The following is a 25212-nucleotide window of genomic DNA, read 5'->3' as shown; positions in this document are numbered from 1 at the left end:
GTGTGGGCGCGGGAGTTTGGTTGAGTGTGTGTGTTTGTGTTTCGGTGGGGGGGAGAGTGCGCCGCCCCCCCCCCCCCCGCCGCGGGGGGGGCCTGCCCCCCCCCCCTGCACTCGAACTGGCCTTCGTGGCTCGAAAGTTGAGCCGTGAGGCGCTACGAGGCTGCCCAGAGCGTAAATGATCTACGCGTGACCTGACCGTGACGTGTGTTACTGCTCATGCCTCCTGAGCTGAGTACACTCGCGCGCCCCCCACGTATGTGTGCACGACGCGTGTGTCCGCGATGCGCCCGGGGTCCCCGGCGAACGGATCGCGGTCCAGGACCACCAGGTCCGCGAGCGCCCCGACCGTCACCCGGCCGGTGTCGTCGAGGTGGTTCACGTACGCGGATCCGGCCGTGTACGCCGTGATCGCGTCCCGGAGCCCGAGCCGCTCCCCGGGCAGGAACACCGGCGCGTCGCCGCCCGGTTCGACCCGGTTCACCGCGACATGGATGCCCTGGACCGGGTCGGGGCTGCTCACCGGCCAGTCGCTGCCGGCCGCGAGCCGCGCCCCGGAGCGCAGCAGCGCCCCGAACGGGTACTGCCACCCGGCCCGTTCGGACCCGAGGAAGGGGATCGTCAGCTCGTCCATCTGTGGCTCGTGCGCGGCCCACAGCGCCTGGATGTTGGCGGTGGCGCCGAGCCGGGCGAAACGCGGTACGTCGGCGGGGTGCACGACCTGGAGATGCGCCAGGTGGGGCCGCGTGTCGCTGGGGCCGTTGGCGGCCCGCGCCGCCTCGACGGCGTCCAGCGCGTCCCGTACGGCCCGGTCGCCCAGCGCATGGAAGTGGCACTGGAAGCCGAGCGCGTCCAACTCCGCCACGTACCCGGGCAGTTGTGCCGGGTCGATAAAGCTTTTGCCCCTGTTGGCCGTGGCGCAGCCGCACTTGTCGAGGTACGGGTCGAGGAGTGCGGCCGTGCCGTTCTCGGCGACCCCGTCCAGCATCAGCTTCACGGTGCCCGCCCGGAACCGGCCGTGGCTCAACGCGGCCCGCCTCTCGACGAGTTCCGGGATCTGCTCGGCGCCGCGTTCCCGGTCCCACCACAGCGCGCCCACCACCCGCGCGGTCAGCGAACCGTCCTGGGCCGCCGCCAGGTACGCCTGCGACGGGTCGTCCATGCCGAGGAAGTCCCCGACCAGCGCGTCCTGCCAGGCCGTGATGCCCAGCGCGTGCAGATACCGCTGGGCGTGCAGCAGGGCCGCGAGCCGGTCCGCCGGGGTGGCGGGCGGTGCGAGCCGGCCGACCAGCCGCATCGCCCCCTCCTGGAGCGTGCCGCTCGGCGCGCCGGACGCGTCCCGCTCGATCCGCCCGTCGGCCGGGTCGGGCGTGTCGCGGTCGATCCCGGCCAGCTCCAGGGCCCGGCTGTTGACCCAGGCCCCGTGATGGTCCCGGTTCGGCAGATACACCGGCCGGTCCGGTACGGCGGAGTCCAGCAGCTCGCGGGTCGGCGTACCGCCCTCGAACGCCTCCATGGACCAGCCGCCGCCCAGGATCCACTCCCGCTCCGGATGCGCCTCGGCATAGGCGCGTACGGCGGCCACGGACTCCGCGGCGGTCCGCACTCCCGTCAGGTCGCACTGGCTCAACTCGAGCCCGGCCGGCACCGGATGGACGTGCGCGTCCTGGAAACCGGGCAGCAGCAGCCGCCCGGCGAGATCGACCACCTCGGTGCGCGGCCCGGCCAGCTCCCGCAGCTCCTCGGCGGAGCCGACGGCGGTGATGCGCTCACCTGTGACCGCGACGGCGGTGGCCGTCGGGCCCTCGGGGGTGAGGACGGGGCCACCGGTGAAGAGCAGATCTGCGTGCATCGTTCCTGTTCCTTAGTTGGGGGTCGTGAGCAGCTGGGGTGCGTCGGCGTCCGTGCCCTCGCCGGTGCGGAAGTACGGCGAGCGGCGCACGTACTTCGCCCATCCGGCCGCGACGAACCCGGAGGCGATCATCACCAGCGGGGTGGTCAGCAGGAACCAGCCGTTGTCCGCGCTGACCTCGAAGTGGTCGGTCGAGGTGTAGAAGGACCAGCCGAGGTAGCCGCCCAGCCCCAGCAGGGCGCAGGCGCTCAGCGCCGGGAGCACCACCGCCCGGACACCCTGCCGCCAGTCCTCGCGCAGCAGCGCCCGGAAGCGCACGGCGGCGGCCAGCGCGGTGAGCGCATAGGACAGGGCGACGACGATACCGACCGCGTTCACCGTCGCCATGATCATGTCGGCCAGCCTCGGGATCACCAGGGCGAGCGCGGCGACCGCCGTGGCCAGCGCCCCGATCAGCAGTGTCCCGGCCGCCGGAGTGCCGTACCGGGGACTGACCCTGGCCCACACCGGCCCGAGGGTACGGTCCCGGCTCATCGCGAACATGCCCCGCGCCGTCGGGATCACCCCGGCCTGGAGCGAGGCCATCGCCGAGAACATGAGCGCCACCAGCGGCAGCGCGGCCCACGGCTGGGAGGCGAGCCGGTCGCCGAAGAACGCCAGCCCCTCGGCCCCGTGCCCGGCCAACTCCGGCTCCGACAGCACGCGTTGGAAGGCCACCGAGCCGAGCAGGAACAGCCCCAGCATGGTCACCAGCGTGATCAGCCCGGCCCGGGAGGCGTCCCGCGGGTCGCGGACCTCCTCGTTGACACTGAACGCGGCCTCGAAACCCCAGTAGCAGAACACCGAAAGCAGCAGGCCCTGCGCCAGCGCCGTCGCCGAGGGGATCGCGAACGGGTCGAACCAGCCCAGGCTGAAGGGGTGCGGGCCGGTGACGATGCCGTAGCCGCAGAACCCGAGCAGTACCACGTACTCGAAGACCAGCAGACCGGTCTGGAGCCGGGCGGCGGTGCGGATGCCGGTCACCGCGGTGAGGGTGACGGCGACCAGGACGACGATGCCGACGGCCGTGGTCTGCGCCGTCGAACCCGGGTCCAGGGCGAGCCCGCCGACGCGGTGCACCCCGGCCTCGCCCGCCAGTTGCAGCATCGCCGACCCGGTGACCGCCGTGGTGTACGCGAGAAAGGCCACCGTCGCCACGATGTTCACCCAGCCGACCAGGAAGCCGAGCCACGGATTGAGCGAACGGCCCACCCACACGTAGCCGTTGCCGGCGTTCGGCTCCACCCGGTTCAGCCGGGAGTAGGCGCCCGCGATACCGAGCACCGGCAGGAAGGCCAGCAGCATGATGGCCGGCAGATGCAGCCCGACCACCCCGGCCGTCACCCCCAGACCGATGCCGATGCTGGTGGTCGCGGCCGTACTGGACGCGGCGACCGCGACGCCGTCGAGGACGCCGAGGGACCTGCGCAACTCAGGGGGGTCGACTCTGTTGGGCTTGTCGGTCATGGCCAGCACTCCGCTCGCACCTGGGGGCCGGACCTGGTCGGCCCCGGTGACCGCACATGAAACTGCCCGTGCACTTCACAGGTCAACGGTGTTGTCATAAGGTGCGCCACCAGGAAGGGAGGTCCCATGAGCGAACGAGTCGTCCCGGCCGCCGACCGGCGGCGCAGGCGCCCCACCAAACAGGGCGTGGTCCTCTCCGAGGAGCTGATCGTCGAGACCGCGCTGCGGCTGATCGAGGAGCACGGCGCCGAGGCCCTGTCGGTGCGCCGCCTCGGCCGCGCCCTGGGCGCCGACCCCACCTCCCTCTACCGCTACTTCCGGCACACCGACGACCTGATGCTGGCCGTCGCCGACGAGCTGATCGGCCGCACCCTGCGGGTCTGGCGGCCCACCGGCGACTGGCGCGCCGACCTGCGCGACCTGGGCCTGCGCATGCACGCCGGCGCCCTCGCCCATCCCCGGGCGGCGGTGCTCAGCGCCCACCGGGTGACCGGGCGGACGTACGAGATCCAGGCCGTCGAGACCATCCTCGGGGTGCTGCGGAGCGCCGGTTTCCCGGACGCTGAGGCGGTCCGCGTCTATCACGCCTTCGTCGACCAGGCCCTTGCCTACAGCGCCCTCGACTCCGCCAACACCGCCCTGCCCAGGCCCGCCCGCGAGGCCGAGGCGGACGTGTGGCAGGCGACCTACGCCCGGCTGCCCGCCGCCACCCACCCGAACATCGCGGCCACCGCCCGCCAACTGGTGGCCTCGATGCGGGGCAGTTCCTACCCGGCCGCCCTGGACCTGCTGCTGACGGCGGCCGAGGCCCGCCTCACCCAGATCCGTGCCGCCGGGGAGGCACGGCCATGACAGTGCCCGGAAGCAGCCGGGCCGACTGAATCCGGTGATGGGGGACAGACGGACGGGAAGGACTTTCCCAGGGAGGAAGCATGGCACTGGTGACCGCGGCCGTCGTGATGCTCGACTGCGCCGAACCCGAGAAACTCGCCTATTTCTACCGGCAGTTGCTGGAGGGCGAGGAGGGCGAGGTGTCTGCCGACCTCGTCGAGGTGCGCGCCCCCGACGGCGGCCGGATCGCCTTCAGGCGTGACGTCAACGCCACCCCGCCCAGCTGGCCGCGTCCCGAGAACTCGCTCCAGGCCCACCTCGTCTTCCTCGTCGAGGACCTGGACGAGACCGAGCGCCGGGTGGTCGGGCTCGGCGGCCGGCCGATCGAGGCACGGGATGCGGCCGGGCCCTTCGAGGAACGTGGGTACGCGGACCCGGCCGGACACTCCTTCACCCTGCGCCTGGTGCCGCCCGTGGCACCCAAGCTGGGCTGAGACCGCTCAGTCCCGGCCGCCCTTGCGGGTCGCCGGCCATGCCCCGGTGGAGCGCTCTATGGCGGTGGCGCCGGTGCGGTCCACGGCACTGCGCACCACCGCGAAGACGGCGCCCTGGAGCGCCGCGGCCAGGAGCACCTCGCCCCAGCCGCGGTCCCGGTCCAGGGCGTCCGGCGCGTCCTCCTCGCCGCGCAGCGCCATCCAGGTCCGGCGGAAGACCAGCGCGCCCAGCGCCCCGCCGGCCCAGCTCAGCAGGAAGCCGAGCGGCGCGTAGACGAGAGGGAGCTTCTGTTTCTTCCTGCGCTTGGCCATGCCTGCCTCCGCGTTGTCAGGGTCGCCCCGCGACCGGGACCTGCTCGGCCGCCGGCACCGGGCCGGGCGGTGTCCCGTCCCCGAAGGGCCGGCCCCCCAGCTGCTCCCGGTGATGGGGCGTCAGCCACCCGGCGAGATCCGGGCCGAGGGGAACGATACGGGTGGGGTTGATCCCGGTGTGCACCTGGTAGTAGTGCCGCTTGACGTGGTCGAAGTCGACGGTGTCACCGAATCCCGGCGTCTGGTAGAGGTCCCTGACGTACGCCCACAGCACCGGGTTCTCCGTCACCTTCCAGCGGTTGCACTTGAAGTGTCCGTGGTAGACGGCGTCGAACCGCACCAGCGTGGTGAACAGCCGGATGTCGGCCTCCGTGATCGTGTTCCCCACCAGGTAGCGCTGCCCGGCCAGCCGCTCGGCGAGCAGGCCGAGCCGCCGGAACACCGCCGCGCACGCTTCCTCGTACACCTTCTGCTTGTGCGCGAACCCGGCCCGGTAGACACCGTTGTTGACGTCCTGGTAGACCTCGGCCATCACCGTGTCGATCTCGTCCCGGCGCTCGACGGGATACAGATCCGGCGCCCCGTCCCGGTGCAGTGCCGTCCACTCGGTGGCCAGGTCGAGGGTCAGCTGCTGGTAGTCGTTGGTGACCAGCCGCCCGCTCGGCACGTCCACGATCGCGGGCACGCTCACCCCGCCCGGGTAACCGGTCTCCCGGCGGTCGTAGGCCTCGCTGAGGAACCGTATGCCGAGCACCGGGTCACGGTCGTCGAGATCGAGGGTGAAGCGCCAGCTGCGGTCGTCCTGGATCGGGTCGGTGACGGCCAGTGACAGGGCGTCCTCCAGGCCGAGCAGCCGCCGTGACACCAGCGCCCGGCTCGCCCATGGACAGGCACGGCTGGCCACCAGACGGTAACGCCCGGCCGCCACCGGCCAGCCGTCCCGCCCGTCCGCCGTGATCCGGTCCGCGAAGTGACTGGGGGACCGTGTGAACGCCTTGTGCCCGAGCGAGGTGTTGCCGCTGTCACCGCTCATGCTGCCTCCTTGCCGATACGCGCCCGATGGACTGTGTTCCCCGATGTTGCCCGATTCGCTCCTCCCGTACGGTGTGATCAGCCCGTGCCGGGGCAGTCGGCCGTCGTGAGTGGGACTTCGTCGCAAGAACAGCCGAAAGAACAGCTGCGAGAACAGCCGGAAGGGCAATCGGAAGCGAAGCCGCAAGTGAAGCCGGACGAGCAGCCGGAGGCGCAGTCGAAAGGGCATACGGAGCGGTCGAACGCCGACCGCAGGACACGGCTGACCGTGTTCGTGGCACTCGCCGCCAACCTGGTGATCGCCGCGGCCAAGGCAGTCGGCGGAGTCGTCGCCGGCTCGCCCGCGCTGCTGTCCGAGGCGGCGCACTCCGTCGCCGACAGCCTCAACGAGGTGTTCCTGCTGGCCGCCCTGCGCCGCAGCCGCCGCCCGCCCGACGAACGGCACCCCTTCGGCTACGGCAAGGAGCGTTTCTTCTGGTCGCTGCTCGCGGCCGTCGGAATCTTCGTCATGGGCGGCTGCTTCTCCGTCTTCCAGGGCGTCGAGGCGCTGCGCAACGGCGCGGACGAGAAGCTCAGCGGCTATGTGGCGGGCCTGATCGTGCTCGGTGTCGCCCTGCTCGCGGAGGGTGCCTCGCTGGTCCGGGCGCTGCACCAGGCCCGCCGGGAGGACCGGGGGCTGCGGGACCCGGCGCTGCGCACGGTCGTCGCCGAGGACGGCACCGCGGTGGTCGGGGTGCTGCTCGCGATGGCCGGCATGGTGCTGCACATGGTCACCGGACAGGTGGCGTGGGAGGCCTCCGCCTCCCTGGCCATCGGCGTCCTGCTGGTGTTCGTGGCCTACCGGCTGGGCGCCGACGCCCGCGCCCAGCTGATCGGGGAGGCCGCGGACCCGGAGCTGAGCCGCACGATCCGGGAGCGGCTGGCGCAGGAGCCCGAGATCGACAGCGTGGAAGCGCTGTTCACGATGAAGCTGGGCCTCGACTCGACCCTGGTCGCGGCCCGGATCGACCTGGTGCCCGGCCTGGACAGCGAAGAGGTCGAGGAGGTCCTGGTGCGCATCAAGCGGTCCCTGGACCGGGAGTTCGGCGAGACCGACCAGATCTTCCTGGACGTGACCGACCGCTCGGCGTGGGAGGCAGGAGAAAGCCCCGCCGCGACGGGGGAACGCGGCGGGGCCTGACATTCGGCTGCCCGGCCCGATGCCGGTTCATGCCTCCGAGAAACAGATTTTTCTAAATTCCGACGTTCCCCGGCCGGAAAGGATTCCCGGAACCGTCAGTTCCCCTGCTGCGGCTCCAGCAGGAACACCGGGATCTCCCGGCTGGTCTTCTTCTGGTAGTCGGCGTACGGCGGGTAGGCGGCGACCGCCCGCTCCCACCACTCGGCCTTCTCCGCGCCGGTGATCTCACGGGCGGTCATGTCCTGCTTGACCGGCCCGTCCTGGAGCTCGACATGCGGCTGCGACGTGATGTTGAAGTACCAGACCGGATGCTTGGGCGCACCGCCCTGCGAGGCGACCACGGCGTACTTCCCGTCGTGCTCCACCCGCATCAGCGGCGTCTTGCGGATCTTCCCGCTCTTCACCCCCAGGGTGGTCAGCAGGATGACGGGCATCCCGGTGTCCATCAGGGTGGTGCCCTTCGTCCCGCCGGAGCTCTCGTACAGCTCGACCTGCTCGCGCACCCAGGCTGCCGGGCTGGGCTCGTACTCGCCCTCAAGAGGCATGTGAGGTCCGTCCCCTCATCGCTTCCAAGACTGACGCCACGATTCAACACCGGCAGCGCCCCGGATCATCCTCACGACACCGGGCCCTCCTTGCCTCACGGGTAATCGCACGTACCCCACGCCGCGGGCACAGGCGTGCACACACCCCGTCCGGCCGACACCCGAGACAGGTCGTCACCCCGTGGATCACGCACCGCACCGGGCGTGCCGGAGCCGCCGCGTGCTACCGGGACCTCGCCGCGCACCACGTACCCGAGCGGGCGGACACCCGGATCGAACGGGTGCTGGTCGACGGGGACGACGCGGTGGTGCTCGGCGAGATCCGGCAGACCGCGAATCCCACGGGACGCTCGTATCACGCCAGGTTCGCCCCGCACCTCACCGTCCGGGACGGTCCGGTCGTACGGCGCCACGTCCACGAGCACAGCCTCGCCGTGGCCCGTGCCTTCGCGCCCGGACCGCGGGCGGGGGCTCAGCCCGGCGACAGGACCATCCGGGCCGCCAGCCCCAGCATCACGCAGCTCGACAGCAGCGCTGTGACCAGGCGTCCCCGGTGGCCGGTCAGGCCCCGGCCGAGCAGCGCGCCGCCGCCCGCCAGCAGCAGCTGCCAGCTCGCGGAGGCTACGAAGGCCGCCAGGACGAAGACGCCCTGCTCCAGCGGCCGGACCGGCTCGGCGGAACGCGTGCCGACCACCAGAGCCGCGAAGTAGATCACCGTCGTGGGGTTGAGCAGCGTGATCCCGAGCAGGCCGAGATACGCCCGTCCAGGACCGGGTACCGGCCGCTCGGCCCGGGTCGAAAGACGTCGCTCCCGGTACTGGCGCAGCGCCACCGCCGCACCGCGTACCGCGAGCGCCACCAGCACGAGGGCCGAGACCAGGCGCAGCGGCCCGAGCACCGGCAGCAGCGCGGTCGCCAGCGCGGCGCCGCCGACCGCGGCGAGCAGAGCGTAGAGGCCGTCCGCGCTCGCGACGCCGAGCGCGGCGCAGGCGCCGGTCCGCAGTGACGTGCGGGCCGTGAGGGACACTAGATATGTGCCGACCGCGCCGACCGGGACGGCGATCCCGTACCCGGCGAGCAGGCCGGCGACGAGCGCGGCCGTCACGGGCGTGCGGGCTCGGGCCTCCAGGGGCGCCTCGGCTGCTGCTGGACCCGCCCCCGACCGACGGTCGCGAAGGTCAGCGGCACCACGGCGTCAGGAGTGTTCATGCGCAGATCCTGTGGTCCGCCTCGTCTCCCCGGCAAGCCAATTTCGGCGCGGAATCGCCCCCCGACCACGTGGGGTTCGGCCAGATCACCCGATTCACCGATCTGGCCGAACTTGCGGTCGTCCCATAGATGCCCCGGGCATCTAATGAAGATCGGCACGACGTACGACATTCGTCTGCGAGGTCTTCCATGAACGAACTGACGGACCTGACGGAACCCACTGTTCCGGCCCACCCGGCCGACCCCGTGGCCTGGCCGCAGGACCGCACGTGCCCCTACCACCCGCCCACCGGCTACGACCCGCTGCGCGACGGCACCCCGCTGTCCCGCGTCACTCTCTACGACGGCCGCACCGCCTGGGCGGTCACCGGCCACGGCACGGCCCGGGCGCTGCTCTCCGACCCCCGGCTCTCCAGCGACCGCCGACGGGACGACTTCCCAATGCCGAACGCCCGGTTCGCGGCGGCCCGGGAGCGCCGCAAGGTCGCTCTGCTCGGCCTCGACGACCCCGAGCACCAGACCCAGCGCCGGATGCTGATCCCGGACTTCACCCTCAAACGAGCGACCGGGATGCGGCCGGCCATCCAGCGGATCGTCGACGAACTGCTCGACCGGATGATCGCCCAGGGACCGCCGGCCGACCTGGTCAGCGCCTTCGCCCTGCCCGTGCCGTCCATGGTCATCTGCGACCTGCTCGGAGTGCCGTACGCCGACCACGAGTTCTTCGAGGCGCAGTCCCGGCGGTTGCTGCGCGGTCCGGCGCCCGCGGACTCCCTGGACGCGCGCGACCAGCTGGAGGCCTATCTCGGCGACCTGGCCGACCGCAAGAGCCGGGACGAGGCGCCCGGCGAGGGCATCCTCGACGACCTCGTCCACGAGCGGCTGCGCGAGGGTGCCCTGGACCGGGAGGAGGTCGTCGCGCTGGCCCTCATCCTGCTGGTCGCCGGGCACGAGACCACGGCCAACATGATCTCGCTCGGTACCTTCACCCTGCTCCAGCAGCCCGAGCGGCTGGCCGAACTGCGCGCCGACCCCGCGCTGGTGCCCGCCGCCGTCGAGGAACTGATGCGGATGCTGTCCATCGCCGACGGGCTGCTGCGCGTCGCCCTGGAGGACATCGAGGTGGCCGGCACCACCATCCGCAGGGGCGACGGCGTGCTCTTCGCCACCTCGGTCATCAACCGCGACGAGTCCGTGTACGACGACCCCGACGCCATCGACTGGCACCGCCCGACCCGCCACCACGTGGCCTTCGGCTTCGGCATCCACCAGTGCCTGGGCCAGAACCTGGCCCGCACCGAGCTGGAGATCGCCCTGCGCACTCTGTGGGAGCGGCTTCCGGGCCTGCGGCTGGCCGCGCCGCCGGAGGAGATTCCCTTCAAACCCGGCGACACGATCCAGGGGATGCTGGAACTCCCCGTGACCTGGTAAGAGGCTCCTGCCATGCACATCGAGATCGATACGGACGTATGCATCGGAGCCGGCCAGTGCGCCATGACGGCCCCGAACGTATTCACCCAGGACGACGACGGCTTCAGCACCCTGCTCCCCGGCAAGGAGGACGGCGGCGGCGACCCGCTGGTCCGGGAGGCGGCCCGGGCCTGCCCGGTGCACGCCATCACCGTCAAGGAACCGACGGGCTAGCGACGACCGGCGGTGCCTCCAGCACCGCCGGTTCCAGCCCGCGCAGCCGCGCCGGGTCGGCGATCACCTCGTACGCCGCCACCCGGTCGGCCTCCACTGTGATCCACAGGACGTACAGGAACCGTCCGCGCGGGCCGACCACGAGGGCGGTCCGGCCGTCCACCAGCGCCGGTACGGCGTACCGGGCGCGCCGGCACAGCAGCACCGTGCCCTCGGCGCTCGCCCGGGCGCCCCGCAGCTCCGCCGCCACTCCGGGCGGCAGGGCCGCGGGGCCGGCGCGCCGGACCACGTCCGGCGCCGGCAGGTCGAGCAGCGCGCCCAGGTCACCGCCCCGCGCGGCGGCCGCCGCCTCGCTCGCACAGGACCGGGCCGCGCTCTCGGCGCATGCCGCGGCCCGATCTCACCGGTCGCGCAGCAGTGCCCGGGCCGCCTCGCGCGCCTCGGCCGCGGGCTCCGTGCTCCCGGTGATGCCCGCGGTCACCATCGCCCCCTCGGCCAGCAGGAACAGCGGCCCGGTGAGCACGGCGTCCAGCCCGGCGTCCGCCACCAGGCCCGCGAGGTAGTCCCGGAACGCCTGCTTGTGGCTCCGTACCTGGGCCACCACCCGCTCGGAGGTGGCACCCAGCTCGCCGTACGCGTTGATCCACGCGCACCCCCGGAAGTCCTCCTCGCCGAACCACCCCGCCAGCCAGTCGAAGACGGCGAGCGGCCGCTCCCGGGGGTCCGGCTGCCGCTCGACATGCGCGGCGAGCCGCTGCCGCCAGCGCACGTCCCGGCGCTCCAGATAGGCCACCACGAGCTGTTCCTTGGCGGGGAAGAGCTGGTAGAGCCGTTTGAGGGAGACCCCGGAGGCGCCGCGTATGTCGTCCATGCCGACGGACTGCACCCCCCGTCCGTAGAACAGCCGCTCGGCGGCGTCCAGGGCCTGCTCCCGCGCGACCGCGCTGTCCATGACCACTCCCGATGGCTCCTTGACGTGAGAACGTGCGTTCTCCTACGTTAGCAGCGACCCGGAGAACGCACGTTCTCCACTTGAGGAGGAGACCATGGCCGACCGTCCGCCCCTGCCGCCCTTCACCCGCGAGACAGCCGCCCGGAAGGTCCAGGCCGCCGAGGACGCCTGGAACACCCGCGACCCGCAGCGCGTGGCGCTCGCCTACTCCGAGGACTCGGTCTGGCGCAACCGGGACACCTTCGTCACCGGCCGCGCCGAGATCGTGGAGTTCCTCACCGCCAAGTGGGACCGGGAACTCGACTACGCGCTCCGCAAGGACCTGTGGGCCTTCGACGGCGACCACATCGCGGTCCGCTTCCAGTACGAGTGCCACGACGCGGCCGGCCAGTGGTGGCGGTCGTACGGCAACGAACTGTGGGAGTTCGACCAGCACGGGCTGATGACCCGGCGCGAGGCCAGCATCAACGACGTTCGGATCGAGGAGCACGAACGCCGGCTCCACGGTCCGCGCCCGGAGTCCGAGCGGGGCCTGTCGTTCCCGCTCCGGTAGCACCCGCATAGGGTTCCCGGATGACCGATGCGCCCTCGAAGCCCTTCCTCTACCTCGTCGTCTGCGGGGCCGGCATCGCCGCAGGAGTCGGCAAGCTGATCACGGCGGCCCAGGAACGCGGCTGGGAGGTCGGGGTCATCGCCACCCCGGTCGCCATGAACGGCTTCTTCGACACCGCCGAGGCCGAGGCACGCACCGGCCGTCCCGTCCGGTCGGCCTGGCGGCGGCCCTCCGACCCGCGCCCCTTCCCGGCGCCGGACGCGGTGGCCGTCGCCCCCGCCACCTTCAACACCGTCAACAAGTGGGCCGCCGGGCTCGCCGACACCCTCGCCGTCGGCACCCTCTGCGAGGCCCTCGGCCTGGGCGTGCCGATCGCCGTCCTGCCCTGCGTCGCGGACGCGCTGGCCGCCCACCCCGCCTACCAGGAGAGCCTGACCCGGCTGCGCGGGCTGGGCGTCCGCTTCGGCGACCCGCACACCGGGGGGACCGAAGTGGACGGCCGGCGCCCCGAGTTCGCCTGGGAACGGGCGCTTGACCTGCTGGAGCAGGGCTGACGCCCTCGATTACCGCCGCCGTCACCCGCAACCGGACGGCGGAGCGACGTACGCTCGGCTCTGTACGACGTGATCTCGACGGCGGGAGACAACGATGGAGTACGTGAAGCTCGGCCGGGCCGGTCTGGACGTGTCCCGGATCTGCCTCGGCTGCATGACCTACGGCCTGCCCGACCGCGGCACCCACGAGTGGACCCTCGACGAGGAGGCGTCCCGCCCGCTGATCCGGCAGGCGCTGGAGGCGGGGATCAATTTCTTCGACACCGCCAACGTCTACTCGGACGGCACCAGCGAGGAGATCGTCGGCAAGGCGCTGCGCGACTTCGCCCAGCGCGATGAGATCGTCCTCGCCACCAAGGTGCACGGCCGGATGCGCCCCGGTCCCAACGGCGGCGGTCTGTCCCGCAAGGCGATCCTCACGGAGATCGACCACAGCCTCAGCCGGCTCGGCACCGACTACGTCGACCTCTACCAGATCCACCGCTTCGACCACGACACGCCGGTCGAGGAGACGATGGAGGCGCTGCACGACGTCGTCAAGGCGGGCAAGGCGCGTTACATCGGGGCGAGTTCGATGTACGCCTGGGAGTTCTCCAAGGCCCAGTACACGGCCGAGCGCAATGGCTGGACCAAGTTCGTCTCCATGCAGAACCACTACAACCTCCTGTACCGCGAGGAGGAGCGTGAGATGCTGCCGCTCTGCGCCGACCAGGGCGTGGGCGTGCTGCCGTGGAGCCCGCTGGCCCGGGGCCGCCTCACCCGCGACTGGGGCACGGTCACCGAGCGCAGCGCCACCGACAACTTCGGCAACCGCCTCTACCAGGACGGCGACCGCGCGATCGTCGAGGCGGTCACCCGCATCGCCGGCGACCGGGGCGTCCCCCGAGCCCAGGTGGCCCTGTCCTGGCTCCTCCACCAGAACACGGTGACGGCCCCGATCATCGGAGCATCCAAGCCCCAGCACATCGAGGACGCGGTGGCGGCCGTGGAGTTGGAACTCAGCGACAAGGAACTCGAAGAGCTGGAGCAGCCGTACGGCCCCCATCCCATCTCCGGCCACTGACAGACCCCGTCAGGGGCGCGGGGCTGTGTCGATGTGCGGCTCCGCCGCGTGGGCGCGACAAGCCCCCACCCACCCGCGCTCGAGCGACTACCGCTCAGTCCCGCAAGGACCCGCCCCCTCACTCTCCAGCAGAGGAACCCTTTCCCCACCCATGGTCAACGTCCGGTAGTACTCCCCGATCCGCACCGCCGACCGCCCCACGTAATGCCCGATGAACGACCGCCGGAACCGCCCGGCGGAGCGATTCGGCTGCGACCCGTGCACCAGACTCCCGTTGAAGAACAGCACATCCCCCGGCCCCATATCGACCGGCACCGCCACCAGCCCCTCTGGCGGTGCCACGTACTCTCGCGCGAACGACAGCTCCGCATCGGACTCCTCGGGGCAGAAGAGCTCCATCCGATGCGTCCCCGGCACCACCTCAAGGCCGCCGTTCTCCCGGCCGATCTCCTCGCAGGCGACCCAAGCGGCGACGCACGTCCCCGGCTCCACCCGCAGATAGAAGTTGTCCTGGTGCAGCGCCTGCCCCCGGGCCCCCGGCGGCTTGAAGTAGAACATGCTCTGCGCGGCCAGTACCTCCTCGCCGAACAGCCCCTCCAGGATCACCCGCAGCCGCGCGTCCAGCAGGAACCGCCGGGCGAGCGCGCTGATCTCGTGCGGCTGCATGACGCGGGGATACCGGTGCAGCGGATCCGCCGTCGGCCCCGGCTGGAAGTGGCCCGGCACGGGCCGCCCCGCCGCGTGCAGCGCCGCGAACTCCGCGCACAACCGGTCGATCTCGTCGTACCCGAACAACCCTCGTACGACGGTGAACCCGTCCTCCTCGAACTGCCGCACCATGGTGGTGTCGATGCCCGTGACGGTCATGCCCGCGCTCCTCGGTCCGGTGCCCTGGGCCTGTCACGCTAGGCCGACGCGTCCGCGGAGAGGATGTCCATGACCGCTGAGGGATTGCCCGGGACCGCTGTCCCGGCCCCGCCGCCGGGCACGGTCGTCACCGGCCACTACGACCAGGGCCCCGGCTACCGGATCAACCGTCCACAGGGATCAGGCAGTTGGCTGTTCACCTGGACCACGGACGGCCTCGGCCTGCTCCGGCAGGGGACCGCACAGGCCCGGGCCCGCCCCGGCGACCTGGTCGTCCTCGCCCCCGGAGTCCCGCACCACTACACGGTCGGGCCCGGCGCGAGCCGCTGGCGGTTCTGGTGGACGCACTGCCAGGCCCGCCCCGGCTGGGCGCAGTGGCTGGGCCCGTGCGCCGTGGGCGAGGGCGTGTACGCCGTTGGTGCCCCGGACGGCACGCACGCCCGGATCGAGGCCGCGTTCCACCGCCTGCTGGCCGACTCCCGCTGGACCGGCAGCGGCGCGCCGCCCGCGGCGGCGCCCGGCGAAGCGACAGTCGCCGTCGCCTACGGCAGCGCGGCAGGTGAACTCGCGCTGTGCGCGCTGGAGGAGGTGGTCCTGCTCGCGACGGCCGGCGCGCACCGGGCGCCGCCGGGGCCGGACGCCGGGGACGGACGCGTGCGCCGCGCCGAGGAGTTGATCGCCGCCGACCCCGGCGCCCCGCACACCGTCGACTCGCTCGCCGCGGGTGTCGCGCTCTCGCCGTCCCGGTTCGCCCACCTCTTCGCCCGGCAGACCGGCGTGCCCCCGATGCGCGCGTTGCGCGAGGCGCGGCTGCGACACGCCGCCCGACTGCTGGAGAGCACCGACCTGACCGTCGCGCGGATCGCGGCCGCGTCCGGATTTCCCAGCCCGTTCCATTTCAACCGGGTTTTCCGCGAAAGATACGGTGTCCCGCCCGGCGCCTACCGTTCCGGTGAACGTCCTTAATACTCGCGGTTATTGGTTCACGGACGCCGTCGGCTGGGCGGCCCGCGCAGGTCGGGCCATGGTTCAATGGTTGGTGCGGAGGTCGTGGTGGTCCGACCCGAATCCTCGTGCCAATTGCGATGTCGATACAACGACAAACCGCGAACGCGCTCATTGACGATTCGTCAAATTAGCGCCGGCTCCGGGCAATACGCAAAACCCTGAGGTCCCTTGTTCTGCCCTGCTGGCCTGTGCAAAGGTGTGCCGTGTCGGCATACGGAGAATTGTTTTCCCCGCATGCGCGAGGCCGCTCCCGTTCGCCCCCCACGCTTCAAAAGAGCTGCCGACGGCGGACGTTCGAGCGCCGAACCTCCAACAGGCCCATCCGATCATGGCATCGGCCGGGTCGTGTACCGGTCGCATACCAGCTGGTATGGGCCAGATTCCGCGTTGCGTCTGGAAGGAATGCCGCCGTGAATGACGCAGGCCTGGGGAATTCCCCTACCCCCGACCGGCCGTTCGACGTCACCGACGAGCAGCTCAGCGCCGAGCTCAAGCATTGGACGGGCGCCGCCCCCGCGCTGCACCCCGTCGGTGAACTCCTCGACCGGCACTGGGAAGCGGCCTTCACCTATGCCCGTCTGTGCACCGACGGGACCCGCGGCGCGGGAATGCTCACCACCGCCGCATTCACCCGGCTTTTCGGTGAATCCCTCCGTCAGACCGGCCCCACCGCCGCCTGGCGTCCCCAACTCCTTGTCACCGTCCGCCGTATCGCCGCCGAATGGGACAACGACGGCCGCGGCGAACTGCTGCATCCCGAACTCCGCGTCGGCAAGGGGGAGCGGGCCGCCTCCCGGCTGCTCCCGCCCGCCAACCGGCGGTTGCTCTCCCGCGCCTTCCAGCGCCTGACCCAGTCCTCGCGGGCCGTGCTGTGGCACACCGAGGTCGAGTCGGAGCCGCTGTCGACACCCGCCGGGCTGCTGGGCCTCGACGAGCAGGACACGCGGGTCGAACTGCGCCGGGCCCGCGAGCGGCTGCGCGAGGAGTGCCTCCAGGTGCACCGCGAACTCGCGCACGAGGACGAGTGCCAGCGGTACGTCCGGATGATCGACGTGACCTTCCGGCGCGGCGGCGTCGGTGTCGACCGTGACCTCCAGCAGCACCTCAACGGCTGCATCCACTGCCGGTACACCGCCGACCAGCTCCACCAGTTCAACGGCGGCCGCGGGCTCGGCCTCGCCCTGGCCGAGGCCGTGCTCGGCTGGGGCGCCCGTGCCTATCTGGAGTCGCGGGCCGGCCTCAACGGGCAGCCCGCCGAGCAGCAGGCCACGCCCGACGGCCGCCCCGCGGGCGGCGAGGCCTTCGGACCGGCTACGGCCGCGTCGGGCAAGGACCTGGTGGTGCATCCCGCCCTCTCCCGTCGCGCCAAGCAGCGGGCCGCCCGACGGGTGCGCCGCCGCAACCTCGCCGTGGCCGTGGGCACAGTGAGCGGGCTGGTCGTGCTGCCGCTGGTGCTGTGGTCGGTGCTCGGCTCCGGCGACGGCTCCGGGTCGGCCGCCTCCGGCAAGCCCTCCGCCACGCCCGGCACCGGCACCGCCAGCTCGGGCCCGTCCTGGATCGGCACCAGCCAGACCACCCAGGGCACCCTGCGCGGACGCCTGCACAACATCGCCTCCGGCCTGTGCATCGGCGTGGTCGGCAAGAAGCCCGCCAAGGGCGCGGAGACCGAACTCGCCGAGTGCTCCTCGGCCGCCGGCCAGCAGTGGACGTACGAGAACGACGGGCTGCTGCGCAACGGCGCCGACCCCGGCCTGTGCCTCGACTCGCACCTCGGCTACTCCGTCCAGCTCGCCCCGTGCTCGGCCTCCGCCACGACCAAGGCCGCGAAGACTCCCGCGCCGACGCCCACCCCGTCGGCGTCGCGGACGACAGCGCAGCCCACACCGTCGAGCAGTGCCCCCGGCTACAACCCGTGCGAGGAGTACCCGGGCTACTGCTACGGCGGTGGCCAGTACGGCGACGGCTGGGGCTCCGGCGGCTATGGCGGCGGCGGTGGTCATCACGGCCACTGAGCCGGTCCGGGCTCAGGGGTGGTGCGGAGGCGGGGGCGGCATCGTCGTCAGGTCCGGCGCCCCCTCCGGCCACACCAGCAGCACCGGGCAGGGCGCGTGGTCGACGGCGAACCGCGCCGCCTTGCCCAGGCTGTGCGGCCCCAGCCGGGACCGGTCGCCGTCCCGGGCCACGATCAGCAGGCCGGCGCCCTCGGCGGCGGCCACCACCTCCCGTTCGACGCGCCCGGCCCGCTCCAGCGGGGTGCACGGCCGCCCCAGCCGTGCCTCGGCCGCTTCCAGCAGTACCGCCGCCGACGTGCCGCCGAGCTCCACCAGTCGCTGTTCCGGGTCCGGTTCCGAACCCGCCCGGCCCAGCAGCCCCGCGAAGGCGCCGTGCGCCAGCCCGGCCACCCCCGGCTCGGTCACGTGCAGCAGCACCACCTCGGACGCGTCCCGCGTGTAGCCACGCGCCGCGTCCACACAGGCGGGCCAGGTCCCCTCGACCAGCCAGACGATCACCCGCATGTCCATGGCCTCCCGTCTAGATCCCGACCACCTGGAGCGCCCCCCACAGTGCCACCACCGCACCGGCCAGCGCAGTCGGCACGGCAAGCAGCCCCAGCCGGGTGAACTCCCCGAGGTCCACCCCGTGATCGTGCTGGTGCACGATCCTGCGCCACAGCAGTGTCGCCAGTGAACCGGCGTAGGTGAGGTTGGGGCCGATGTTCACCCCGAGCAGCACCGCCAGCACCGCGGCCGGCCCGGTCTGCGCGGCCAGCGGCAGCAGCACCAGCACCGCCGGCAGGTTGTTGACGACATTCGCCAGTACGGCGGCCAGGGCGGCGATGCCGAGCAGGGCCGGCAGCCCCGTCCCGCCGGGCAGGACATGCCCGAGCGTGTCGGACAGCCCGTTGTCGACGACCGCCCGCACCACGATCCCGAGCGCGAGCACGAACGCCAGGAACGCCGGAGCGGCCGCCTTCACGACCGACAGCCCGGTCGCCTGCCGCCGTACCAGCGCCCGCCCGGCGAGCACCAGCGCGCCGGCGAACGCGGCCCACGCGGGGTCGATCCCGAGGGCGGAGGTGACCACGAACCCGGCGAGTGTGCAGGCCACCGTCACCACCGCGAACAGCGGCAGCCGGGGCGGCTCGCCGGTGTCCTTCGCCCCCGGGGCCGCCGAGGACAGGTCCCGGGCGAAGAACCGCCGGAACACCAGGTACTCGGCGCCGATCGCCACCAGCCAGGGCAGCACCATCAGCGCCGCGAACCGGGTGAAGCTCAGCCCGCTCGCCGCGAACGCCAGCAGGTTCGTCAGATTGGACACCGGCAGCAGCAGCGAGGCGGTGTTCGACAGATGCGTGCACGCGTAGACGTGCGGCTTGGCCCGCACCCCGGACCGGGCCGCCGTCGCGAACACCACCGGCGTCAGCAGCACCACCGTCGCGTCCAGGCTCAGTACGGCGGTGATCACCGAGGCCAGCGCGAACACCGCGGTCAGCAGCCGCACCGGCCGCCCGCCCGCCCAGCGGGCCATCCACGCCCCGCAGGCCTGGAACAGCCCCTCCACATCGCAGAAGTGGGCGAGCACCAGGACGGCGGCGAGGAAACCGACGACGGGGCCGAGCCGTTCGGCCTCCTCCCGGGCATGGTCCAGCGAGATCGCCCCGGTGGCGATCACCACCCCCGCCGCGGGTACGGCGAGCACCGCCTCCGGCCAGCCGCGGGGCCGGATCACGGCCCAGGCGAGGACGGCGGCGAGCAGCAGGACGGACAGGGTCTCGGCGAGCGGGGTGTTCAGGGCGCGTTCCTCGGGGCGTGATCAGGTGCGGCCCGCCCATGAAAGCAGACGGACCCGCTTACGAGGACGGGGTACCCGCCGCGCCGAGGAACTCCCCCCAGCCGCCCGTCGGCTCCTGCCCCGGGTTCAGGGTGCGCAGGGTGCGCAGCACCGCCGGGTCCTGCGCCTCCAGCCACGCCACCAGCTGCTTGAAGGAGACGAAGCGTACGTCGTCGTACTCGGCCATCTTGCCGATCGCCTCCTCGACGGCGTCCATGTAGATGCCGCCGTTCCAGCGCTCGAAGTGGTTGCCGATGAAGAACGGCGCCCGGTTGGTGGAGTACGCCCGCTCGAAGCCCGCCAGGTAGGTGTCGCGGGCCTGGGTGCGCCAGGCGTCGTACTGGGACTTGTCGCCCAGCGGGTTGCCGGCCGACTGGTTGTACATCATGTTGTAGTCCATCGACAGGACCTGGAAGGAGTGCCCGGAGAACGGTATGGACTGCAGCGGGAAGTCCCAGATGCGGTTGCCCTGCACCTTGCCCGGCCAGATCTGCAGACCGCCGGGGGAGCTGGCGTCGTACTTCCAGCCGAGCGCGGCCGCCGTGGGCAGCAGGTTGGTCTGGCCCTCCAGGCACGGGGTACGGCCGCCGATCAGCTCCTTGTGGTAGTCGAAGGGCAGCGGGTCCAGGTCGGTGAAGCCGGTGTTGGTCTTCCACTTGGTGACGAAGTCGATCGCCTGGTCGATCTCGCTGCGCCACTCGGCCGGGGACCAGTTGCGCACGCCGTCGCTGCCGCAGAAGTGCCCGTTGAAGTGGGTGCCGATCTCGTGGCCCTCCAGCCAGGCGGCGCGCACCTGCTGGAGCGTGTTGTGGATGTGCCGGTCGGAGAGGTAGCCGATCGCGGAGGCGCCGACCTCGTGCTGCGGCGGCCGGTAGAGGTCCTTCTTGGACTCCGGCAGCGTGTAGATGCCGGACAGGAAGAACGTCATCTTCGCGCCGTGGTCGGCGGCGACCCTGCGGAACCGGGAGAACAGCTGGTTGCTGAGCTCGCCGGCGCCGTCCCAGGAGAACACCACGAACTGCGGCGGCTTGGCGCCGGCCGCCAGGCGCGTCGCCTTCGGCTGGTGCGGCTGGGCGCCGGTGTCGGCGGTGGAACCGTCCCCGATGAGCTTCAGCGGCTTGGTCGGTACGCCGCTGCTCTTGCCGCTGTCGGCGGAGCTGCCGCCCACCGTCCACTCGCCGTTCGAGCACCCCGACACCGCGCCCAGTGCACCCAGGGCGCCCGCCGTCGCGCCCGCCGTCAGGATCCGCCTGCGGGAGATGCCGCTCATGTCCGTCCCCGATTCCGTCGTCCCGGCCCCTCGCGGGGCCTTCTTCCTGTGTGGTCGACGGGTTCGATGGGCGGACCGGCGAAAAAGATCGGAGCCGGGGACGCGTGTTGCACGCCTGTGACAGTCGTGGCCCGGACATGACGAACCCCGCTGCCCGGGGGAGTGGGCAGCGGGGTCCGGGTGTGGGGGATCAGGCCCGGGGCGGCCGGCGTTTCGGCAGGTCAGGCACCGGAACCGGCGCTGAGCACGGTCAGCCGTACCGAGGAGGAGTTCCCGGACACCGGGACCGTGCCGCCCTTCCAGGTGACCTTCAGCGAGTCACGCTCGTCCGGCGGGGTGACCTCCAGCGCGGCCGGCGTCGCCGTCTTGGCGCCGCTGATCTCCGGGTTGGAGAAGGTCAGCCCGGCCCAGGCGCTCTGGCCGGGCTTGAGGGTGACCGTCGTGGGGGTGCTGGCGGAGGTCTCCCTCTTCGGGTCGGGACCGAGCTGGGTGCCGGCGGCGTTCACGAAGGCGGCGCCGGGGAAGCCGCGGACCGTGCAGGTGCGGCCCGACTTGTTGGTGAACACGATCGGGAAGTTCTCCTGGCCGGCCCCCGGGTCGTTGCCGCCCACCGAGGCGGTCAGCTCGGAGGTGTGACAGCGGCTGCTGGACGCGGTGCCGGCGGTAGTCGTGCCGCCGCCCGTCGAGGAGCCGCCACCTGTCGACGAGCCGGTGTTCTGGGACGCGGACGAGGACCCCGTGCCGGACGGCGCGGAGCCGCTGTCCGACGCGCTCGAACCCGCCGAGTCGCCGGTCGCGGGCGCGGCCGTGCCCGACACCGACTCCGGCGACTTGCCCGGGCTGCCGTTGCCGCAGGCGGTCAGGAGGCCCAGGGCGGCGACCGTGCTCGCGAGCAGGGCCGCCCCGCGCCGCAAGGACTGGGACGTGTGCGCCATGTCTCTCCACACTCCTGGATGTTCGCGGCACGCTGCGAGGCGTGCCCGAGGCGCTCCGTGCGCCGTCACTCCCATCCGATGCGAGAAACGGCGGAAAAGTTCGGGGGCACGCCGTGATTCGCCGAGTCAGGTGACCCGGATCGACCGAAGTATGCCGTCAGTGGCGGTTTTGTCGGCGGCTCCCTTCTGCCGTACCTGCACATACACCTGGGGCTGGTCGTCCCCGCCGGCCGGGGCGAGGGCCGCCTCCTGGATCGAGCCGCCGGCGCCGGAACAGTCGCTCCAGGTCCGGACCCGGCCCTTCCAGGTGCTGCTCGTGAAGGCACGGCTGCCGTCGTAGTGGCACTGCGCATGGGACAGGGCGTTCACCTTGGCCGTCACGTCGCCGTGCTCGCTCAGGCCGATGAACACGCCGTTCACCGCCGTGGTGAGGTCCTGCCACTCCGACACGTCGTCGGCGACCTCCAGCCCGGGCTCGTGCCCCGAGGCCAGCCCCAGCGCCTTCGGATTCCAGCCGGAGTTCCGCAGTTCGCCCGCCCACCCGGACGGCACCTCGGCCACCACCCGTCCGGTGGAGTCGGCGACCTTCGTCTCGTCGCCCGCCGAGCCGTTCCGGTCGACCAGCGTGACCGCGAGGGCCGTACCTCCGGCCGCGAGGAGCGCGGCGACCGTCAGCGTGATGACGTTGAGCCGTCTGCGGACGCCGTCCAGGCGCCGCGGCCGGCGTGCCGCCGCGGCCGCCGCCAGCCGGTCCAGCTCGTCCGCGAAGGCCTGCGCGGACGGCCAGCGCCGCTGCCGGTCCGGCTCCAGAGCCCGCATCAGCGCCCGCTGGACGTCGTCCCCGAGGTCCGGCCGCAACCGCTCCGGCCGGACGACCTGCCCGGGCGCCCCCGGTACCGTGCCGGTGACCAGTTCGTAGCCCACCGCACCCAGCGCGTACACGTCGGCACGCGCGTCGATGCCCTCCCCGGGCTGGGCCTGCTCCGGCGGCTGATAACCCGCCGAACCGGCCGCCAGGGTCAGCCCCGACGCCTGCGCCAGGCTCTTCGCCAGCCCCAGGTCGGCCAGCAGCACCCGCCGGGTGCCGTCCTGCGCGGTGCGCAGCAGCACGTTGGTCGGCTTGATGTCCCGGTGCACGATCCCGGCCCCGTGCAGGTCCGCCGCGCCGCGTGCCGCCAGCGCGGTCAGCAGCAGTGCGTCGGGGATCGGCAGCGGGCCCGCCCCGAGCAGGTCGGCGAGGGTGCCCGCGTCGGCGTACTCCATCACGAAGTACGGCCGCCCGTCCGGGAGTTCGCCGATGTCGTAGACCTGCACCACCCGCTTCGAGTCGGCCCGGCGCAGCAGCCGCGCCTCGGACAGGAAGCGGTCGTGGATGTCGAGACGGTGGGACCAGTTGTCGGCGAGCACCTTCACCGCCACCGAGGCGTCCAGCTGGTCGTCGTGGGCGAGCCAGACCGTCCCGAAGGCACCGGTGCCCAGGCGCCGTTCGAGGCGATAGCGGCCGATCCGCTCCAGGGGTTGCATACGACTATCATGCCTGGCCTGAGATCGACTTCGAGGGGGACCTCCCGTGCCGGACGCCGCGCTGACCGAAGACCTCGCCCGGCGGGCCGCCGCCGGCGACCAGCTGGCCCTGAACCAGCTGCTGACCGAGGTCTGGCCCGACGTCGTACGACGCTGCGGACGGTTTCTGCCGTGCCGGGAAGATGCCGAGGAGGCGGCCCAGGACGTGCTGCTCCAGATCTCCCGGAAGATCTCCACCTTCGAGGGCCGCAGCCGCTTCAGCACCTGGCTGTACACGGTCGTCGCCAACTGCTCCCGGCAGAAGTACCGGGACCTGAAGCGGCGGTCGGCGGAGCAGCCGGCGGACATCGAACCGGCCGAGCACGTCGATCCACGCACCACCAGCGTGATCGCCGGTTCCCGGATCGATCTGCTGGAGGCGCTGGACCGGCTGGAGCGGGAGCATCCGCAGCTGGTCGCGCCGCTGGTATACCGGGACATCTGCCAGCTGGACTACGCCGAGGTCGCCGAACGGGTGGGGATTCCGCTGGGGACGCTGAAGTCGCGGCTGCACGAGGCGCGCAAGCAGGTCCGGCCCTGGCTGAGCGCGCCGTGACGGAACCGGCAGGCGCGCCGTGACGGGACCGGCAAAAAAATAGGGCAAGGAGTTCAGTCGCTCCTCGCCACTCTCAACTTATAGCGCACAGGGGGGCTTGCGGCAAGGCCCCCCTCGTCCCGCAAAATCGCAGGCCGAAGCCAGAACCAGCGGTATTTGGGGGATTCACCACGTGCGTGTGTTGTTGATGGGATACGGGTCGCGCGGGGACGTGGAACCGATGGCGGGACTCGGGCTGGCGCTGCGGGAACTCGGCGCCGAGGTACGGGTGTGTGCCCCGCCGGACCAGGAGTTCGCGGACCTGCTGGCCCGGGCGGGCGTCACGTATGTGCCGTTCGGGCCGTCGGTGCGCTCGGTGGTGACCAGGCCGAATCCGCAGCCGTCGGACGCGTTCCGGCTCGCCGCCGAGCTGGTCGCCGCGCACTTCGACGCGGTCGCCGCGGCGGCCGAGGGGTGCGACGCGGTGGTGGCGAGCGGCCTGATGCCGGCCGGCGTGCGGTCCGTGACCGAGAAGCTGGGCATCCGGTACGTGTTCGCGTGCCCCCATCCGTTCGGGATGCCGTCCTCGCACTTCCCGCCGGCCGCCCGGCCGGGCCGCCCGGCCCCGCCCGACGCCGACCTGCGGACGCTGTGGAAGGTGGACGCCGAGCGGGTGGACGCGCTGTACGGCGAGGCCCTGAACACCCATCGGGCGGCGATCGGGCTGCCTCCGGTGGACGACGTCCGCGCCCACGTCCTCACCGGCCGGCCGTGGCTGGCGGCGGACCCGGTCCTGGGACCGTGGCAGGACCTGACGGACTTCGACCTGGTGCAGACGGGCGCGTGGCTGCTGCCGGACGAACGCCCGCTGCCGGACGAGTTGGCGGCCTTCCTGGCGGCCGGTGAGCCGCCGGTGTACGTCGGCTTCGGCAGCATGGCGATGCGCGGCGCGCCGGACGCCGCCCGGACGGCCGTCGAGGCGGTGCGCGCCCAGGGCCGCCGGGTGCTCGTCGGGCGCGGCTGGGCCGACCTCGCCCCGGTCGACCGCCGGGCCGACTGCCTCGCGATCGGCGAGGTCAACCACCAGGCGCTGTTCCGCCGGGTGGCCGCCGTCGTCCACCACGGCGGCGCGGGCACCACGACGACCGCCGCCCTGGCCGGCGTGCCCCAGGTGATCGTCCCGCAGATCGTGGACCAGCCGCACTGGGCCGCCCGGGTGGCCGAGCTGGGCATCGGCGCGGCCCACGACGGCCCGACCCCGACCACCGACTCCCTCTCCGCCGCGCTCACGACCGCCCTCGCCCCCGGGACCCGAGCCCGGGCGGCCGCCGTGGCCGCCGACATCCGCACCGACGGCGCGACGGTCGCCGCGCGCCTCCTGCTCGACGGGGACGACGGGGACGACGCGGCCGACAGGGAGTCGCCGCCCGCCTCCGTGTGAACCGTGGGGAAGCAGAGCCGCCCACACCGGCGCCCGGC

At 72.4% G+C, this 25212-nt stretch carries 26 protein-coding genes and 1 pseudogene; 13 read left to right on the top strand and 14 right to left on the bottom strand.

From position 1 onward, the window contains the following. Positions 1-214 precede the first annotated feature (214 nt). Both ACWGJB_RS22320 and ACWGJB_RS22315 read right to left on the bottom strand, forming a co-directional pair. Positions 215-1849, bottom strand: coding sequence for an amidohydrolase (locus ACWGJB_RS22320; RefSeq protein WP_453381870.1), 1635 nt, complete (start codon positions 1847-1849; stop codon positions 215-217). A 12-nt stretch (positions 1850-1861) separates the two neighbouring features. Further along, positions 1862-3355, bottom strand: a complete 1494-nt coding sequence (locus ACWGJB_RS22315) for an APC family permease (protein WP_453381869.1) — start codon at positions 3353-3355, stop codon at positions 1862-1864. A gap of 126 nt (positions 3356-3481) precedes the next feature. On the opposite strand from ACWGJB_RS22315, the gene ACWGJB_RS22310 reads away from it, so the two are divergent. Together ACWGJB_RS22310 and ACWGJB_RS22305 are read left to right on the top strand one after the other, a co-directional pair. After that, the gene (locus ACWGJB_RS22310) at positions 3482-4207 is read left to right on the top strand and encodes a TetR/AcrR family transcriptional regulator (RefSeq protein WP_453381868.1); all 726 of its coding nucleotides are present in this window, start codon (positions 3482-3484) and stop codon (positions 4205-4207) included. A gap of 80 nt (positions 4208-4287) precedes the next feature. Next, complete coding sequence (locus ACWGJB_RS22305; RefSeq protein WP_453381867.1) at positions 4288-4680, top strand: VOC family protein; 393 nt, start codon at positions 4288-4290, stop codon at positions 4678-4680. Between the two features lie 6 nt (positions 4681-4686). On the opposite strand, the gene ACWGJB_RS22300 is transcribed toward ACWGJB_RS22305, so the two are convergent. After that, positions 4687-4992, bottom strand: coding sequence for a DUF4235 domain-containing protein (locus ACWGJB_RS22300; protein WP_360493951.1), 306 nt, complete (start codon positions 4990-4992; stop codon positions 4687-4689). A gap of 16 nt (positions 4993-5008) precedes the next feature. Further along, positions 5009-6025: a glutathione S-transferase family protein gene (locus tag ACWGJB_RS22295; protein WP_453381866.1), complete on the bottom strand. Its 1017-nt coding sequence runs from the start codon at positions 6023-6025 to the stop codon at positions 5009-5011. Between the two features lie 186 nt (positions 6026-6211). On the opposite strand from ACWGJB_RS22295, the gene ACWGJB_RS22290 reads away from it, so the two are divergent. Beyond that, entirely contained in the window at positions 6212-7204 is a 993-nt protein-coding gene (locus tag ACWGJB_RS22290) for a cation diffusion facilitator family transporter (RefSeq protein ID WP_453381865.1), read from the top strand. Positions 7205-7299: 95 nt separating this feature from the next. On the opposite strand, the gene ACWGJB_RS22285 is transcribed toward ACWGJB_RS22290, so the two are convergent. Next, complete coding sequence (locus ACWGJB_RS22285; RefSeq protein WP_453381864.1) at positions 7300-7749, bottom strand: nitroreductase family deazaflavin-dependent oxidoreductase; 450 nt, start codon at positions 7747-7749, stop codon at positions 7300-7302. 170 nt (positions 7750-7919) lie between these two features. On the opposite strand from ACWGJB_RS22285, the pseudogene ACWGJB_RS22280 reads away from it, so the two are divergent. Continuing rightward, positions 7920-8198: pseudogene (locus tag ACWGJB_RS22280) on the top strand (nuclear transport factor 2 family protein); the annotation flags it as partial. 23 nt (positions 8199-8221) lie between these two features. Here ACWGJB_RS22280 and ACWGJB_RS22275 read toward each other — a convergent pair. Further along, entirely contained in the window at positions 8222-8854 is a 633-nt protein-coding gene (locus ACWGJB_RS22275; protein ID WP_453381863.1) for a LysE family transporter, read from the bottom strand. Positions 8855-9147: 293 nt separating this feature from the next. On the opposite strand from ACWGJB_RS22275, the gene ACWGJB_RS22270 reads away from it, so the two are divergent. Together ACWGJB_RS22270 and ACWGJB_RS22265 are read left to right on the top strand one after the other, a co-directional pair. Beyond that, a complete protein-coding gene (locus ACWGJB_RS22270) occupies positions 9148-10389 on the top strand; it encodes a cytochrome P450 (protein WP_453381862.1) in 1242 nt (413 codons plus the stop codon). A 12-nt stretch (positions 10390-10401) separates the two neighbouring features. After that, positions 10402-10602, top strand: a complete 201-nt coding sequence (locus ACWGJB_RS22265; RefSeq protein ID WP_362579320.1) for a ferredoxin — start codon at positions 10402-10404, stop codon at positions 10600-10602. Here ACWGJB_RS22265 and ACWGJB_RS22260 read toward each other — a convergent pair. Together ACWGJB_RS22260 and ACWGJB_RS22255 are read right to left on the bottom strand one after the other, a co-directional pair. Beyond that, a complete protein-coding gene (locus tag ACWGJB_RS22260; RefSeq protein ID WP_453381861.1) occupies positions 10583-10891 on the bottom strand; it encodes a hypothetical protein in 309 nt (102 codons plus the stop codon). The two genes, ACWGJB_RS22265 and ACWGJB_RS22260, sit on opposite strands and share 20 nt — an antisense overlap. A gap of 111 nt (positions 10892-11002) precedes the next feature. Further along, complete coding sequence (locus ACWGJB_RS22255) at positions 11003-11554, bottom strand: TetR/AcrR family transcriptional regulator (RefSeq protein ID WP_453381860.1); 552 nt, start codon at positions 11552-11554, stop codon at positions 11003-11005. A gap of 94 nt (positions 11555-11648) precedes the next feature. Between ACWGJB_RS22255 and ACWGJB_RS22250 the strand changes: the two genes are divergently transcribed. The 3 genes from ACWGJB_RS22250 to ACWGJB_RS22240 all read left to right on the top strand — a co-directional run bounded on the left by ACWGJB_RS22250 (position 11649) and on the right by ACWGJB_RS22240 (position 13724). Then, a complete protein-coding gene (locus ACWGJB_RS22250; protein WP_453381859.1) occupies positions 11649-12107 on the top strand; it encodes a nuclear transport factor 2 family protein in 459 nt (152 codons plus the stop codon). A 20-nt stretch (positions 12108-12127) separates the two neighbouring features. After that, a complete protein-coding gene (locus ACWGJB_RS22245) occupies positions 12128-12661 on the top strand; it encodes a flavoprotein (protein ID WP_453381858.1) in 534 nt (177 codons plus the stop codon). A gap of 94 nt (positions 12662-12755) precedes the next feature. Further along, complete coding sequence (locus ACWGJB_RS22240; protein WP_453381857.1) at positions 12756-13724, top strand: aldo/keto reductase; 969 nt, start codon at positions 12756-12758, stop codon at positions 13722-13724. Between the two features lie 87 nt (positions 13725-13811). Here the strand turns inward: ACWGJB_RS22240 and ACWGJB_RS22235 are convergent, their stop codons facing one another. Beyond that, positions 13812-14591: a phytanoyl-CoA dioxygenase family protein gene (locus ACWGJB_RS22235; RefSeq protein WP_453381856.1), complete on the bottom strand. Its 780-nt coding sequence runs from the start codon at positions 14589-14591 to the stop codon at positions 13812-13814. Positions 14592-14660: 69 nt separating this feature from the next. Here ACWGJB_RS22235 and ACWGJB_RS22230 point away from each other — a divergent pair, with 69 nt between their 5' ends. Then, on the top strand, positions 14661-15557 hold the full coding sequence (locus tag ACWGJB_RS22230; RefSeq protein ID WP_453381855.1) for a helix-turn-helix domain-containing protein: 897 nt from the start codon (positions 14661-14663) through the stop codon (positions 15555-15557). A gap of 452 nt (positions 15558-16009) precedes the next feature. Then, positions 16010-17611, top strand: coding sequence for a ricin-type beta-trefoil lectin domain protein (locus tag ACWGJB_RS22225; RefSeq protein WP_453381854.1), 1602 nt, complete (start codon positions 16010-16012; stop codon positions 17609-17611). 12 nt (positions 17612-17623) lie between these two features. Here ACWGJB_RS22225 and ACWGJB_RS22220 read toward each other — a convergent pair whose 3' ends face one another. The 5 genes from ACWGJB_RS22220 to ACWGJB_RS22200 all read right to left on the bottom strand — a co-directional run bounded on the left by ACWGJB_RS22220 (position 17624) and on the right by ACWGJB_RS22200 (position 23159). After that, positions 17624-18115 (bottom strand): universal stress protein, encoded by a 492-nt coding sequence (locus ACWGJB_RS22220; RefSeq protein WP_453381958.1) that lies wholly within the window; start codon positions 18113-18115, stop codon positions 17624-17626. 16 nt (positions 18116-18131) lie between these two features. Next, positions 18132-19391, bottom strand: coding sequence for an arsenic transporter (locus tag ACWGJB_RS22215; protein ID WP_453381957.1), 1260 nt, complete (start codon positions 19389-19391; stop codon positions 18132-18134). A 58-nt stretch (positions 19392-19449) separates the two neighbouring features. After that, positions 19450-20700 carry a hypothetical protein gene (locus tag ACWGJB_RS22210; RefSeq protein WP_453381853.1) on the bottom strand — a complete coding sequence of 417 codons (1251 nt, stop codon included), beginning with the start codon at positions 20698-20700 and terminating at the stop codon, positions 19450-19452. Positions 20701-20921: 221 nt separating this feature from the next. After that, positions 20922-21635: a DUF4232 domain-containing protein gene (locus ACWGJB_RS22205; protein WP_453381852.1), complete on the bottom strand. Its 714-nt coding sequence runs from the start codon at positions 21633-21635 to the stop codon at positions 20922-20924. Positions 21636-21761: 126 nt separating this feature from the next. Further along, positions 21762-23159, bottom strand: a complete 1398-nt coding sequence (locus tag ACWGJB_RS22200; RefSeq protein WP_453381851.1) for a serine/threonine-protein kinase — start codon at positions 23157-23159, stop codon at positions 21762-21764. Between the two features lie 46 nt (positions 23160-23205). Here ACWGJB_RS22200 and ACWGJB_RS22195 point away from each other — a divergent pair, with 46 nt between their 5' ends. Further along, positions 23206-23754 (top strand): RNA polymerase sigma factor, encoded by a 549-nt coding sequence (locus ACWGJB_RS22195; RefSeq protein ID WP_453381850.1) that lies wholly within the window; start codon positions 23206-23208, stop codon positions 23752-23754. A 172-nt stretch (positions 23755-23926) separates the two neighbouring features. Further along, positions 23927-25174 (top strand): glycosyltransferase, encoded by a 1248-nt coding sequence (locus ACWGJB_RS22190; RefSeq protein WP_453381849.1) that lies wholly within the window; start codon positions 23927-23929, stop codon positions 25172-25174. Positions 25175-25212: the final 38 nt, after the last annotated feature.

This window comes from Streptomyces sp. NPDC054813 (genome assembly GCF_053611365.1).
The sequence above is the reverse complement of the archived record's forward strand: the minus strand, read 5'-3'. Positions and strand labels throughout refer to the sequence as shown.